The organism is Ferrovibrio sp. (assembly GCF_002796975.1).
Classification (GTDB): Bacteria; Pseudomonadota; Alphaproteobacteria; order Ferrovibrionales; family Ferrovibrionaceae; genus Ferrovibrio.
Genome location: NZ_PEKV01000018.1, coordinates 33433 through 46680 on the forward strand (window position 1 = coordinate 33433; position 13248 = coordinate 46680).

The 13248-nt window shown below is 62.6% G+C and carries 12 protein-coding genes; 8 read left to right on the forward strand and 4 right to left on the reverse strand.

Annotated features, from left to right (window positions below):
* Positions 1–41 precede the first annotated feature (41 nt).
* From ilvD to CTR53_RS18645, 4 genes are all read left to right on the forward strand, one after another.
* Entirely contained in the window at positions 42–1814 is a 1773-nt protein-coding gene (gene ilvD, locus CTR53_RS18630; protein WP_290817055.1) for a dihydroxy-acid dehydratase, read from the forward strand.
* A 120-nt stretch (positions 1815–1934) separates the two neighbouring features.
* Positions 1935–3443 carry a M81 family metallopeptidase gene (locus tag CTR53_RS18635; RefSeq protein WP_290817057.1) on the forward strand — a complete coding sequence of 503 codons (1509 nt, stop codon included), beginning with the start codon at positions 1935–1937 and terminating at the stop codon, positions 3441–3443.
* A gap of 511 nt (positions 3444–3954) precedes the next feature.
* Entirely contained in the window at positions 3955–4929 is a 975-nt protein-coding gene (locus tag CTR53_RS18640) for a fatty acid desaturase family protein (protein ID WP_290817060.1), read from the forward strand.
* Between the two features lie 48 nt (positions 4930–4977).
* Positions 4978–6078 carry a hypothetical protein gene (locus CTR53_RS18645; RefSeq protein ID WP_290817063.1) on the forward strand — a complete coding sequence of 367 codons (1101 nt, stop codon included), beginning with the start codon at positions 4978–4980 and terminating at the stop codon, positions 6076–6078.
* Positions 6079–6332: 254 nt separating this feature from the next.
* Here CTR53_RS18645 and CTR53_RS18650 read toward each other — a convergent pair whose 3' ends face one another.
* Positions 6333–6761 carry a GFA family protein gene (locus CTR53_RS18650; protein ID WP_290817065.1) on the reverse strand — a complete coding sequence of 143 codons (429 nt, stop codon included), beginning with the start codon at positions 6759–6761 and terminating at the stop codon, positions 6333–6335.
* Positions 6762–6854: 93 nt separating this feature from the next.
* Positions 6855–7547, reverse strand: coding sequence for a TetR/AcrR family transcriptional regulator (locus CTR53_RS18655; protein WP_290817068.1), 693 nt, complete (start codon positions 7545–7547; stop codon positions 6855–6857).
* Between the two features lie 98 nt (positions 7548–7645).
* Here CTR53_RS18655 and CTR53_RS18660 point away from each other — a divergent pair, with 98 nt between their 5' ends.
* The 3 genes from CTR53_RS18660 (at position 7646) to CTR53_RS18670 (ending at position 10121) form a co-directional block, all read left to right on the forward strand.
* The gene (locus CTR53_RS18660) at positions 7646–8839 is read left to right on the forward strand and encodes a nitrate/nitrite transporter (RefSeq protein ID WP_290817071.1); all 1194 of its coding nucleotides are present in this window, start codon (positions 7646–7648) and stop codon (positions 8837–8839) included.
* A gap of 32 nt (positions 8840–8871) precedes the next feature.
* A complete protein-coding gene (locus CTR53_RS18665; RefSeq protein ID WP_290817074.1) occupies positions 8872–9549 on the forward strand; it encodes a glutathione S-transferase in 678 nt (225 codons plus the stop codon).
* Between the two features lie 146 nt (positions 9550–9695).
* Positions 9696–10121, forward strand: coding sequence for a DUF427 domain-containing protein (locus tag CTR53_RS18670; protein ID WP_290817077.1), 426 nt, complete (start codon positions 9696–9698; stop codon positions 10119–10121).
* Here CTR53_RS18670 and xth read toward each other — a convergent pair.
* Both xth and erpA read right to left on the reverse strand, forming a co-directional pair.
* Positions 10118–10888: an exodeoxyribonuclease III gene (gene xth / locus CTR53_RS18675; RefSeq protein ID WP_290817080.1), complete on the reverse strand. Its 771-nt coding sequence runs from the start codon at positions 10886–10888 to the stop codon at positions 10118–10120. The genes CTR53_RS18670 and xth overlap by 4 nt on opposite strands.
* Positions 10889–10928: 40 nt before the next feature.
* A complete protein-coding gene (gene erpA, locus CTR53_RS18680; protein WP_290817083.1) occupies positions 10929–11312 on the reverse strand; it encodes an iron-sulfur cluster insertion protein ErpA in 384 nt (127 codons plus the stop codon).
* Positions 11313–11505: 193 nt separating this feature from the next.
* Between erpA and argS the strand changes: the two genes are divergently transcribed.
* Complete coding sequence (argS, locus tag CTR53_RS18685) at positions 11506–13245, forward strand: arginine--tRNA ligase (protein WP_290817086.1); 1740 nt, start codon at positions 11506–11508, stop codon at positions 13243–13245.
* The last annotated feature ends 3 nt before the right edge of the window (positions 13246–13248 follow it).

Consider the following 13248-nt stretch of genomic DNA (forward strand, 5'->3'; position numbering starts at 1 on the left):
CCGTCCCCTGTGCTTTGCCTCAAGGGATGGGACCAGCAGCCATGGCAACCAAGAAGAAGACCGCCGCGCCGAAAAAGGCCAGGAGCGGCCGGGCCAATCCGAAACTCGACAAGGCGAAGCTGCCGAGCCGGCATGTCACGGTCGGTCCCGAGCGCGCCCCGCATCGCAGCTACTATTACGCGATGGGCATGACCGAGAAGGAAATTGCCCAGCCCTTCGTCGGCGTCGTCACCACCTGGAACGAAGCCGCGCCCTGCAACATCACACTCGGCCGTCAGGCCCAGGCGGTGAAGAAGGGCGTTAAGGCCAATGGCGGCACGCCGCGCGAATTCACCACCATCACGGTGACCGACGGCATCGCCATGGGTCACCAGGGCATGAAGTCATCGCTGATCAGCCGCGAAGTCATTGCCGACAGCACCGAACTGACCGTGCGCGGCCACTGCTACGACGCCATCGTCGGTCTGGCCGGCTGCGACAAGTCGCTGCCCGGCCTGATGATGGCCATGGTGCGCCTGAACGTGCCGTCGATCTTCATGTATGGCGGTTCGATCCTGCCCGGCCGTTTCCGCGGCAAGGATGTCACCGTCATCGACGTGTTCGAAGGTGTCGGCAAGTTCGCCGCCGGCCAGATGGATGCGGCCGAGCTGCACGAACTGGAATGCGTGGCCTGTCCGTCGGCCGGCAGCTGCGGCGGCCAGTATACCGCCAACACCATGGCCTGCGTGTCGGAAGCCATCGGCCTGGCGCTGCCGGGTTCGGCCGGCGCGCCGGCACCGTATGAGACGCGCGACCAGTATGCCGAAGCCTCGGGCAAGCAGATTGTCGAGCTGATCAGGCTCGGCATCCGTCCGCGCGACATCGTCACCCGCAAGGCGCTGGAGAATGCCGCCCGCGTCGTCGCCGCCACTGGCGGTTCGACCAACGGCGCGCTGCATCTGCCGGCGATCGCGCATGAGGCCGGCATCCGCTTCGACCTCGATGATGTCGCCAGGATCTTCAAGTCGACGCCCTATATCGCCGACCTCAAGCCGGGCGGGCGTTATGTCGCCAAAGACATGTACGAGATCGGCGGGGTGCAGGTGGTGCTGAACGAGCTGCTGAAAGGCGGCTTCATCCATGGCGACTGCCTGACCGTGACCGGCAAGACCATCGAGCAGAATCTGAAAGGCGTCACTTTCCCGAAGAACCAGGATGTGGTGCGGCCGATCAGCAATCCGATCACCAGGACCGGCGGTGTGGTCGGCCTGAAGGGCAATCTGGCCCCGCGCGGCGCCATCGTGAAGGTGGCGGGCATGAGCCGGCTGAAGCATGTCGGTCCGGCGCGGGTGTTCGACTCCGAAGAAGCCGCCTTTGCCGCCGTGCAGGCCAAGAAGTACAAGGAAGGCGACGTGATCGTCATCCGCTACGAAGGCCCCAAGGGCGGTCCGGGCATGCGCGAGATGCTGTCCACCACCTCGGCAATCTACGGCCAGGGCATGGGCGAGAAGATCGCGCTGATCACCGACGGGCGTTTCTCCGGCGGTACGCGCGGCTTCTGCGTCGGCCATGTCGGGCCTGAGGCTGCGGTCGGCGGCCCCATCGGCCTGATCAAAAACGGCGACATCATCACCATCGATGCCGTGAAGGGCATTCTGAGCGTGGATGTTTCGGCGAAGGAATTCGCCGCGCGCAAGAAGAAGTGGAAGCCGCGCAAGACCGCGTACCAGTCGGGCACCTTGTGGAAATACGCCCAGACCGTGGGCGATGCCCATGACGGCGCGGTGACGCATCCCGGCGGCGCCAAAGAAGTGTCGGAATACGCCGACATCTAGGCGCGGCGGTTTTCATACAACATTGTCATGCCCGGCCTTGTGCCGGGTATCCACGCCTTTGTCTGAAGAGAAGACGTGGATGGCCGGGACAAGCCCGACCATGACACCGGGGAGATATACATGACCTATCGCATCGCCATTGCCGGCTTCCAGCACGAGACCAATACCTTTGCGCCGACGCGCGCGACGCTCGACCTGTTCATCAAAGGCGAGGGCTGGCCGCCGCTGACCGAGGGCAGGGACATCGTCGAGGTTTTCTCGCCGATGAATATTCCCATCGGCGGCTTCATGAATGCGGCGAAGCCGAAGGGCTGGGAGCTGCATCCGATCGTCTGGGCCGCCGCCGCACCCAGCAGCTATGTCTCCACCGAGGCGTTTGAGTATGTCGCCGGCAAGATCGTCAATGGCATCGCCGCGCTGAAGGGCCGCATCGACGCGGTCTATCTCGATCTCCACGGCGCCATGGTGACCGAGGCGCATGAAGACGGCGAGGGCGAGCTGCTGCGCCGCGTGCGCGCCCTTGTCGGTCCCGACATGCCGATCGGCGTCAGCCTCGATCTGCATGCCAATGTCACGCCGGAAATGGTGCAGCATGCCGACGTGATGATCGCCTATCGCACCTATCCGCATCTCGACATGGCGGTGACCGGCGCACGCGTGCTGCGCCATATGGAAAAGCTGCTGACAGGCGAGCGGAAAAAACAGGCCAAGGCCTTCCGGCAGATTCCCTTCCTGATCCCCCTGACGGCGCAATGCACCTTCATCGAGCCGTGTAAAAGCCTGTACGACACGCTGGGCGAAATGGAGCGCGGCGCCGTCAGCTCGCTCAGTTTCAGCCCCGGCTTCCATCCGGCCGACATCCATCACTGCGGCCCGACCGTGATCGCCTATGGCGACACGCAGGAGGCAGCGGATAAGGCGGCCGACGATTTCGCCCGCCAGATCACCGAGCGCGAGGCGGAGTTCAAACTCAACCTGCTGAGCCCGCGCGACGCCATCGACCGGGCGCGCAAACTGATCCAGGGCGGCGCGCGCAAATCCATCGTGCTGGCCGATGTGCAGGACAATCCCGGCACCGGCGCGACCAGCGACACGACGGGCCTGCTGGCGGCCCTGGTCGCCGAGCATGTGCCCGATGCCACGCTCGGCCTGCTGTATGACCCCGAGGTGGCAAAGATCGCGCACCAGGCCGGCGAGGGCAGCGAGATCGAGGTCAGCGTCGGCGGCAAGCTGCTCGATGTCGAGGGCGCGCGGCCCTATCGCAGCCGCTTCAAGGTGGCGAAACTGGGCAGCGGAAAATTCCTCTGCACCGGGCCGTTCTACAAAGGCACCAGAATGGACCTCGGCCTGATGGCACGGCTGCAGGTCAACGGCGTCGACCTGGTGATCGCCTCGGCGCGTGTGCAGGCGGCCGACAAGGACCAGTACCGCCATCTCGGCATCGAGCCCGGCGAACGCCAGATCGTCGGCGTGAAAAGCACGGTGCATTTCCGCGGCGACTTCACCGACATCGCGCATGACATCCTCAACGTGGAGAGCCCCGGCGCCTTCATCGAACGAGCGGAGACGCTGCCCTACAAAAAGCTGCGGCGCGGGATGAAGCTGGCGCCCAAGGGAAGAGCATTTTAGGGGCGGGCGTTCTGACCACTGCATACGACTGAATGCAGCATCGAAGGGCGTCGCAGCGCTTCGTTCCGGTTCGTGGCTGTTCGTTTGCGCTCGTTCGTGTTCGTTGGCGTTCGTTTCGCTTCGTTTGGTGCTCGTTGGTGTTCGTTGGTACTCGTTTGGGTTCGTTCGTCTTATCGGCGGCTATCGGTCCGTAACGGCGCGTATCGCCAGGGCCCGCATACGCATGCAGGCAGACGGAGAGCCAATAAGAACATATGTGGAACTTACTGGCTGATTTCAAGGGGGTTACGCAATTTTCAATAGCCGTCATGGCCGGGCTTGTCCCGGCCATCCATCTGTCGGACCGACCGCGCGATAACGGCAGGGTCCGACGTGCCGATAGACGGGATGGATGCCCGGCACAAGGCCGGGCATGACGGTGTTGGGGAAGTATACGCCGGCGAACCCGCACATGACGGTGTTTCGGGAATCGCCTAGACTTTGCCCAACGACAAACGCGAGGAAACGGCCGGTGAGCAGCACGGCGCGGACAGTCTTCACCCCGGACGAGATCAGGACGCTCAGCCAGCGCTCGGACTGGATGGGCGCGTATCTGGTGCTGCATGCCTGGGCGCTGATCGCCGGTGCCATGGCGCTGTTCGTCTGGCTGCCCAATCCGCTGACATTCCTGCTGGCCGTGATGGTGATCGGCGGGCGGCAGCTCGGCCTCGCCATCCTGATGCATGATGCCGCCCATGGCCTGCTGTTCAGAACGCGCCGGCTGAACGAATTCGCCGGGCAGTGGCTCTGCGCCTTTCCGGTGGGCACCGACCTGCATCTCTACCGGCCCTATCACCTGAAACATCATCGCCACACGCAGCAGGCCGACGATCCCGACCTTGTGCTGTCGGCGCCATTCCCGATCAACCGCACCAGCCTGAAGCGCAAGATCTGGCGCGACATCACCGGCAATACCGGTGTCACGCGCCGCAAACAGCAGATTATGATGACGTGGGGTGCCGAGCCGGGCTTAAGCTGGCGCGAGCGTTACGCGCGTCTGAAAGAAGGCGGCCTGGTCGGCTTCGTCATCACCAATGCGCTGATGCTCGCGGCGATGAGCGCCGTCGGCCTGTGGTGGCTCTGGCCGGTGTTGTGGCTGCTGCCGCTGCTCACCTGGTACCAGCTGGTCAGCCGCATCCGCAATATCGCCGAACATGCCGTGGTGCCCGACAACGACGATCCGTTGCGCAACACGCGCACGACCTATGCGAACCCGATCGCGCGCCTGCTGCTGGCGCCCTACTGGGTGAACTATCACCTCGAACATCATCTGCTGCTGAGCCTGCCCTGCTGGAAACTGCCGGCGGCGCATCGTGTGCTGATGGGGAAGGGGTTGCGCGACCAGATGGAACTGCGCGGCGGCTATAGGGAAGTGCTGCGTATGGCGGCGAGTGCAGTGGGCGACAATGGCGGCGGATCAGGCGGGGCGAAGCCGGCGCATATTTGAGGGAGTATCTTTGTAGGCACAGCAGAACTCTTAAGGGGAAGCGCTTAAATGTTTCAGTTGCGGGGGGCTCGTTTCCGTTTTGACGATGGACGCGAAAAAACAGTCAGATTAATGGCAGAGAAGATCGATGTGGGGACACACATCACTCTTCTTATGGGAGTCAATGGAACAAGTAAGAGCAGAATTCTTGCCAGTTGCGCAGCATATGTAACGGCAATGCTCGAAAACGAAAGATCGGCAGGAAAAACGGCGCAGAAAAGATTAAAAATAGAACAATCTAGCGGTTTTTCTTGTGTAGATGTCAGTCTCGGCTTTGCAGGAACCGAGAATGATTACCCCTTTTATGGATTTTGGGGGAATTACTTACCGACTAAAGTTCTAGCAATCTCCAATTTAGTTCGTGATCGATTCCACTTTTCCAGCTCCACCTCAAATTCCTCGAAAAAAACCGAGGAGTACTACAAGTATCTGGGGGTTCGGCAGGGAACAAATCTCACCACAACCGGCGCAATGGACAGAACCGTTAGTGAGGCCTTTCTCGCCTTGTGTGAGGATGAAGAAAAATTTCGCCTTTTTAAAGAATGGATAGGCCCTTTCTTTCCTGCAGCAGAGATCGCAATAGGCTTCCAACGCATTTCTCGTGACGAGCTAAACAGTATTTCTGCCGACCCTCGTGGTTCAGTTGAGAAGAGAATTGCTCGGAGACGAGGGGGATTTTCTACGAGAAATTTAGGGAGCTATACAGATGCCCTTATCACAGTCATCAACTATCATCCTCTCAACATCGTGCTTGCTTGCTCAACTTGTAATTCCGACAGGAAACAAACTTTCGACCCGGTTGCCCAAAAGGGTCGGTCTTATAAAGCGACAAAGTTTAATATTGTTCATCCCTACTTAGACAAGCCGGACGAGCATCTGTTTTTTGAGGGGGCGGAAATGGCGGTTTTAGTTCGGCCGGTGAATGCTTCTCAAAAGGGAGCTGAAACTATTAGGCTTTTTGATCTCGCCAGTCCCGAGCGCAGCAAGGAGCGTGCTAAGGATTTGCTTTTTGATGACGATCTTTCTCATTTGCATGATTCTACTAGGCTCTTGCTTGAACTGACGCTGACACACAAAGCTGAGAGGGCGCTGCGCCCAAAAATCAGATGAAGGCTTGGTGGGTTTTTCCTTCCACTCCTTCATCAGCAGATGTGCCCGTGCCGGTACGGCTCGCCGACGTTGTCCTGCGTGCAGCGCAACTGACACGATTCGCCGGTCTCTATGCCGTGAATCTGAGTCTAAATTATCTCTCATTTCCTTATAAAACCCTGCCTGTCCGGCCCACGGAGCGCTTTCAGCCGGGCCGGACAGGCTTGGGTTCAGCCGTGCAGCGTTACGTTACGCCGCGCGGCCGATCACCTCACTCATTCGGCAACGGCAATGCCGCTGCCGCCGAGTTCGGCGGGGAAGTCTTTCAGTTTCGGCAGGCCGTCCTTCATCGGCAGCACGGTCTCGGCGTAGTTCACATGCACGCCGGGCTGGAATTTCACAGACGGAATGGTGGCGGCGTAGACATCGGTGAGGCCAAAGCCCGGATGGCCGGTCATCAGATGGCCGCCGCATTTTTTGCAGTACTGGCGTTCGCTGCTCGGGTTTTTCACGAAGGTGGCGACGGAGTCCTGGCCCTTCGTCACCTTCACGTTTTCCGGCTTCCACAAGGTGAAGGCATTCACCGGGCCGGCCGACCAGGAGCGGCAGGAGGCGCAGTGGCAATAGCCCATCGCTTCGGGTTCGCCAGACACTTCTATCTCGACGGCGCCGCAGAAGCAGGCGCCGGTATGCTTGTTCGTCATGTTCGATCTCTGATTGGTTTTTGCGGGAAGCGGGCGCGCGCGGGTTATCGCTGCGCAGCCCGGCCAGTCACGGCGCGTGCGGTCAGGTCGACGTCATTCGAGCGGTCCTCCAGCCTGGGCTGCGCTCCGTGATGTGGCCCGCTTGCGCGTGCCGCCCTGACCAGCTGGCTTCGGCTTCCCAACCGTTGCAGAGGTCGTTTTCGTCGGCGCCTGCGTGACAGGCGCCTGCATGCAGTCGAGCACCGCCTTGAAGGCGGTCAGCACCATCGATGTGCGGTCCATGCCCCAGGCGATCATCGTGCCGCCTTCCAGCGCGCTGAACACCACCATGGCCGCCTGCTGCGGCGGCATCGGCGGCGCGATCACGCCGGCAGTGACGCCCTCGGCGATCACCTCGGTCAGCCAGTCGATCTGCATCTGGAAAAAGTCCTGGATCAGCGGATAGCTGCTGGGCGGCAGCACCATGCGTTCGGCCGCCAGCGCGCCGCAGACCGGCATCATGCCGCTCTCGACCGCGAAGAGGAAACTGTTGGCATAAACGCGCATCCGGTCGCGCGCATCGCTGTGGTCGTGCTTCATCTGCGCCAGCGCCGCGCGGCTGCGCTCGATGCAGCGGCGGAAGATTGCCAGCACCAGGTCTTCCTTGGCGGCGAAGTGATAATGCACACTCGCCTTGGTGATGCCGAGATCGGCGGCGAGGTCGGCATAGCTGAAGGCCGTGTAGCCGCGCGTGCGGACCAGCACTTCGGCCTTGTCGAGAATCAGGTGCCGGGTGTCGACGATCATGTTGCCTGCTTACCTACTGATAGGTAAGTTGTCCAGCGCGGTCCATCTCACAAACCGTTGATTTAATTCATAATACTTAAGGGTTATGCGGAGAAACGATGACCGGAACAGCCGACAGGAAGTCTTCGCGCGCGCTGCCGGTACTGGTGGTGGCGCAGTTCTTCGGCACCTCGCTCTGGTTTTCCTTCAATGCCGCCGCCATCGACCTGCAGGTTCTGCTCGGGCTGTCGGCCAGCGATATCGGCTGGCTCACCAATGCGGTGCAGATCGGTTTCATCGCCGGCACGCTGCTGATTGCGCTCTCCGGCCTGGCCGACTGTTTCGCCGCGCATCGCATCTTCTTCGTCTCCTGCCTGATCGGCGCGGCCACGAACGCCGCCTTCATCTGGCTCTATCGCGACTATGCGCTGGCCTTCGCGCTGCGCTGCCTCACCGGCATGGCGCTGGCAGGCATCTATCCCATCGGCATGAAGCTGGTGATCGGCTGGACGCGCGGCGCCACCGGCAACGCGCTCGGGCTTCTCATCGGCATGCTGGTGCTGGGCACGGCCCTGCCGCATGGCATCAAGGGCGCGGGCAGCGGTGTGCCGTGGCAGATCGCGGTGGCTGCGGCCTCCGTCCTGGCGCTGCTTGGCGGCGTTGCGGTGCTGTGGCTGGGCGAGGGGCCGTATCTGGTGCGCGGCACTGCAAAACCCTTGAGCGGTCGTGCGGTGCTGACGGCGTTCCGCCTCCCGGCCTTCCGCGCGGCGGCGTTTGGCTATTTCGGCCATATGTGGGAGCTCTATGCCTTCTGGACCGTGCTGCCGTTCCTGCTGCTGATCGCGCAGCCGGATCTGGCCGCCGGCGCGGTGTCGCTGCTGTGTTTCGCCGTGATCGGGATCGGCGCGCTGAGCTGCGTGCTGGGCGGGCTGCTGAGCCGGCGCATCGGCAGCGCATGGGTGGCGGCGCTCATGCTCGGCCTGTCGGGCGCCTGCTGCCTGCTCTATCCGTTGCTCAGCGACAGTTTGGCATGGCCGCTGCCGCTGGTGCTGCTGCTGGTCTGGGGTTTCGCCGTGACGGCAGACTCGCCGCAGTTTTCCTCGCTCTCAGGCGCCGCCTGTCCGCCCGAAGCGGTGGGCAGCGCGCTGGCGATCCAGAATGCCATCGGCTTTGCGATCACCGCCGTGGCGATTGCGCTGGCCACCGCGCTGCTGCCGCTGCTCGGGCCTTACACAGGGCTGCTTCTGCTGCCCGGGCCGGTGCTGGGTCTGATCGGGCTGGCGCCCCTGTTGCGGAGGGGGCGGACCTCGTAGTATCGGCGCGCTATTCGCTGAGGGGGATTCGCATGCTCACCGTCCATCATCTGAACAATTCGCGCTCGCAGCGCGTGCTCTGGCTGCTCGAAGAACTCGGCGTGCCCTATCAGGTGAAACGCTACGAGCGCAACAGGGCCACCATGCGCGCGCCGGCCGAGCTGCAGAAGGTACATCCGCTCGGCAAGTCGCCGGTGATCGAAGACAACGGCCGCATTTATGCCGAGACCGGCGCCATCGTCGAATACCTGCTGGAGACTTACGATACCGCCGGTAAGCTGCAGCCGCCTGTGGGGAGCGATGCGCGCCGCCAGCAGACCTACTGGCTGCATTACGCCGAAGGCTCGGCGATGCCGCTGCTGCTGCTCAAGCTGGTGTTCCTGCGCATGCCGATGGGGGTGCCGTTCTTCCTGCGGCCGCTGGTCAAGAAGATCGCCGCCACCGGACAGGCGAAAGTCACCGACCCGCAGCTGGAGCAGCATCTGCAATACTGGAACACGACCTTGCAGCAGAATGGCGGCTGGTTCGCCGGCAACGCGATGTCGGCCGCCGATATCATGATGAGCTTCCCGCTCGAAGCGGCGAATGCGCGCATGAGCCTCAGCCGCGAACGGCATGGCGCGGTGCTGGAATTTCTGGATCGCATCCATGCCCGGCCGGCCTTCAAAAAGGCGCTGGACACCGGCGGGCCGTATGAGCTGCTGAAATAAGAAAAGATCCGTCATTCCCGCGAAAGCGGGAACCCAGTCGGGCCGTTGTTCTGGATCCCCGCTTTCGCGGGGACGACGAAGGGGTGAACCATTGCCTCCGTCCCGCGTTGTCCTAGTTCGATCTGCTGAACAGCGCGGAGGGACGGATGATGGCCAATACCCAACAGGCGGCTGCCAAGGCCAAGCTTGAAGGCAAGAGCCGCGGTAAAAAGCAGCTTGAGCCCGACGCAAAGCATCCGATCACGGTGGACGAGTTTCCCGGCCGCGTGCGCGTGGCCTTCAACGGTCATCTGATCGCCAACACCGCCAATGCCGTGCGGCTGCAGGAAGCCGACTATCCGCCGGTCTATTACATTCCGCGCCACGACTGCGACTGGCGCCTGTTCACCCCGAGCGACCACACCAGCCATTGTCCCTACAAGGGCGAGGCGTCGTATTTCCATCTTGATGTCGATGGCAAACGCGCGAAGGATGCAGTCTGGAGCTACGAGGAGCCCAACACGGCCGTATCGCGCATCGGCGGCTTCGTGGCGTTTTATCCCGATCGCGTCGACCGCATCGAAGCCGACTAGGCGGAAATCTCGCAGACCACCGGCGTGTGGTCGGACGCCTTTTCCTGGCCGCGCGGGCCGCGGTCGATCTCGCAGGCAACGAGCCGGTCGGCCAGTGCAGGCGAGAGCAGGAAATGGTCGATGCGCAGGCCGTTGTTGCGCGGCCAGGCACCGGCCTGGTAATCCCAGAAGCTGTACTCGACCTCGCGCGGATGCAGCGCGCGCCAGGCTTCGGTCAGGCCGAGATTGCACAGCGCGCGCCAGGCGCGGCGGCTGTCGGGATGGCAGAGCGCGTCCTCGGCCCAGCCGGCCGGATCGTATACATCGACATCTTCCGGGCAGATGTTGAAGTCGCCGGTCATCAGGAAGGGCTGGCCTGAGCCGAGCAGCGCGATGGCGCGCTGGCGCAGCCGCTCCATCCAGCGCAGCTTGTACTCGTATTTCTCGCCGGGACGCGGATTGCCGTTCGGCAGATACAGCCCGCAGACGGTGACGCCGTTGACGTCGCCCTCGATGTAACGCGACTGTTCGTCGGTGTCGTCACCGGCGAGGCGGATGCGCACATCGTCCGGTTTGGTCAGGCTCAGGAAAGCGACGCCGTTATAGCTTTTCTGGCCGTGGCTGGTGACGTGATAGCCGAGGCTTTCGAATTCCAGGCGCGGAAAGTCCGGATCCTGGCATTTGATTTCCTGCAACACGCAGACATCGGGTTTCGCATTGCGCAGCCAGCCGGTGACATTGGGCAGGCGCGCCTTGACCGAATTGACATTCCAGGTGGCGATTCTCATGGCCGCGAGTATCGGCCAGGGCGGTGGCTGCGCCTAGGGTTTAAACCGCAAAGGAATTGCCGCAGCCGCAGCTGGAGGTGGCGAGCGGATTGCTGATGCGGAAGCCGGCGCCGGACAGGTCTTCGACGAAATCGAGTTCCGAGCCACGCAGGTATTCCAGTGACACGGTATCGACCAGCAGGCGGGCGCCGTCGCGGCTGATCACCACGTCGTCCGGAGTTTCGTCGGCATCCAGCGTGAAGCTGTACTGGAACCCCGAGCAGCCGCCGCCCGAGACGCTGATCCGCAGGCCGAGCGCCGGATTGCCTTCCGACTCGGCCACTTTCAGGATTCGCCGGGCCGCAGACGCGGTCAGACCCAGCTCGCCGCTGGCGGGAGCGGTGGGGGCAGCGGAATTGCCGGTCTGGGTCGCGATCTCGGTCATACGGTGCTCTTGGGATCGTTTACGCTTGGTTTACCAATAATTTGCGACATTCGATCAGCAATTTAGGGGCTGCCGCGCGGAAGTCAATTTGGCAGATAAGGCATTTCCCGGCACCGCGTTGCGGCAGGGCGGCCATATGGCTACTTTCCGCCGAAACACCGCCGCCCAGTAGATACAGAAAAGCCTAGCCGACATGAACGTTTTTTCCGAATTCCGCCGCGACGTGCTCCGGGCTGTCGAAAGCCTTGGTTTGCCGGGTGACCTGCCGCTCAAGGCGGTCGCCGTCGAGCCGCCGCGCGATCCTGCCCATGGCGATCTCGCCACCAATGCGGCCATGGTGATCGCCAAGCCGGCCGGGATGGCGCCGCGCGCGCTGGCCGAAAAGCTGAAACCCCTGCTGGAAGCCAATCCTCATGTGACGGCGGTTGAGATCGCCGGGCCCGGTTTCATCAACCTGCGGCTCAAGCCCGACTACTGGCAGGCCCAGGTCGCCACCATCCTGCAGGCCGGCACCGCCTATGGCGACAGCAAGGCCGGGCAGGGCATGAAGGTGAATGTCGAATACGTCTCGGCCAATCCGACCGGCCCGATGCATGTCGGCCATTGCCGCGGCGCGGTGTTCGGCGATGCCTTGGCTGCGCTGCTCGACAAGGGCGGTTTCGACGTCACCCGCGAATACTACATCAACGATGCCGGCGCCCAGGTCGATGTGCTGGCGCGCTCCACGCATTTGCGCTACCGCGAGGCGCTGGGCGAGAGCATCACGATTCCGGAAGGCCTCTATCCCGGCGACTATCTCAAGCCGGTGGGCGAAGCGCTGGCGAAGAAATACGGCGACAGGTTCAAGACCGCGCCGGAGGCCGACTGGCTGACGCTATTCCGCAAGGAAGCCACCGAGGCGATGATGGGGATGGTGCGCGAGGATCTCGCCGCGCTGAATATCCATCATGCCGTGTTCACCTCGGAAAAGGCGCTGCACGAGAGCGGCGCGGTGCAGACCGCCTTCGACCGGCTACAGCAGCGCGACCTGATCTATACCGGCGTGCTGGAGCCGCCCAAGGGCAAGCTGCCCGATGATTACGAAGCCCGCCCGCAGGCGCTGTTCAAGGCCAGCGAATTCGGCGACGACACCGACCGCCCGCTCAAGAAGTCCGATGGCAGCTGGACCTATTTCGGTGCCGACATTGCCTATCACGACGACAAGTATCGCCGCGGCTTCAACCAGATGATCGATGTCTGGGGCGCCGATCATGGCGGCTATGTCAAGCGCATGAAGGCCGCCGTCAAGGCGATCTCGAACGGTGAAGCAGAGCTCGACGTCAAACTGGTGCAGATGGTCAACCTGCTCGACGACGGCCAGCCGGTGCGCATGTCGAAGCGCGCGGGGACTTTCGTGACGCTGCGCGATGTGGTGGACGAAGTCGGCAGGGATGTCGTGCGTTTCATCATGCTGACGCGCAAGAACGACGCGCAGCTCGATTTCGATTTCAAGAAAGTGACCGAGCAGTCGAAGGACAATCCGGTCTTCTATGTGCAGTATGCGCATGCGCGCATCTGCTCGGTGCTGCGCAACGCGAAGACCGAAGTGCCGGGTGTCGATACCGCCGATGCCGCACTCGCCAAGGCGGATATGACGAAGTTGTCACACCCCGCCGAACTGGCGCTGGTCAAACTGCTGGCGTCATGGCCGCGGCTCGTCGAGTCGGCGGCCGAAGCGCATGAACCGCATCGCGTGGCCTTCTTCCTGCAGGATGTGGCCGCAGCCTTCCACGGCTTGTGGAATGTCGGCCGTGACGATGTGGGGATGCGTTTCCTGTTGCCCGAGGATGGCGACCTGACCCGTGCGCGGCTGGCGATGCTGCGTGCCGTGGCGCTGGTGATCGCTTCGGGCCTTGCAGTGATGGGTGTGACGCCCGTCGAAGAAATGAGGTGAGTG

Coding starts and splice junctions, on each gene's coding strand:
- ilvD (WP_290817055.1), top strand. CDS start 42: ATGGCAACCAAGAAGAAGACCGCCGCGCCGAAAAAGGCCAGGAGCGGC.
- CTR53_RS18635 (WP_290817057.1), top strand. CDS start 1,935: ATGACCTATCGCATCGCCATTGCCGGCTTCCAGCACGAGACCAATACC.
- CTR53_RS18645 (WP_290817063.1), top strand. CDS start 4,978: ATGTTTCAGTTGCGGGGGGCTCGTTTCCGTTTTGACGATGGACGCGAA.
- CTR53_RS18650 (WP_290817065.1), bottom strand. CDS start 6,761: ATGACGAACAAGCATACCGGCGCCTGCTTCTGCGGCGCCGTCGAGATA.
- CTR53_RS18655 (WP_290817068.1), bottom strand. CDS start 7,547: ATGATCGTCGACACCCGGCACCTGATTCTCGACAAGGCCGAAGTGCTG.
- CTR53_RS18660 (WP_290817071.1), top strand. CDS start 7,646: ATGACCGGAACAGCCGACAGGAAGTCTTCGCGCGCGCTGCCGGTACTG.
- CTR53_RS18665 (WP_290817074.1), top strand. CDS start 8,872: ATGCTCACCGTCCATCATCTGAACAATTCGCGCTCGCAGCGCGTGCTC.
- CTR53_RS18670 (WP_290817077.1), top strand. CDS start 9,696: ATGATGGCCAATACCCAACAGGCGGCTGCCAAGGCCAAGCTTGAAGGC.
- xth (WP_290817080.1), bottom strand. CDS start 10,888: ATGAGAATCGCCACCTGGAATGTCAATTCGGTCAAGGCGCGCCTGCCC.
- erpA (WP_290817083.1), bottom strand. CDS start 11,312: ATGACCGAGATCGCGACCCAGACCGGCAATTCCGCTGCCCCCACCGCT.
- argS (WP_290817086.1), top strand. CDS start 11,506: ATGAACGTTTTTTCCGAATTCCGCCGCGACGTGCTCCGGGCTGTCGAA.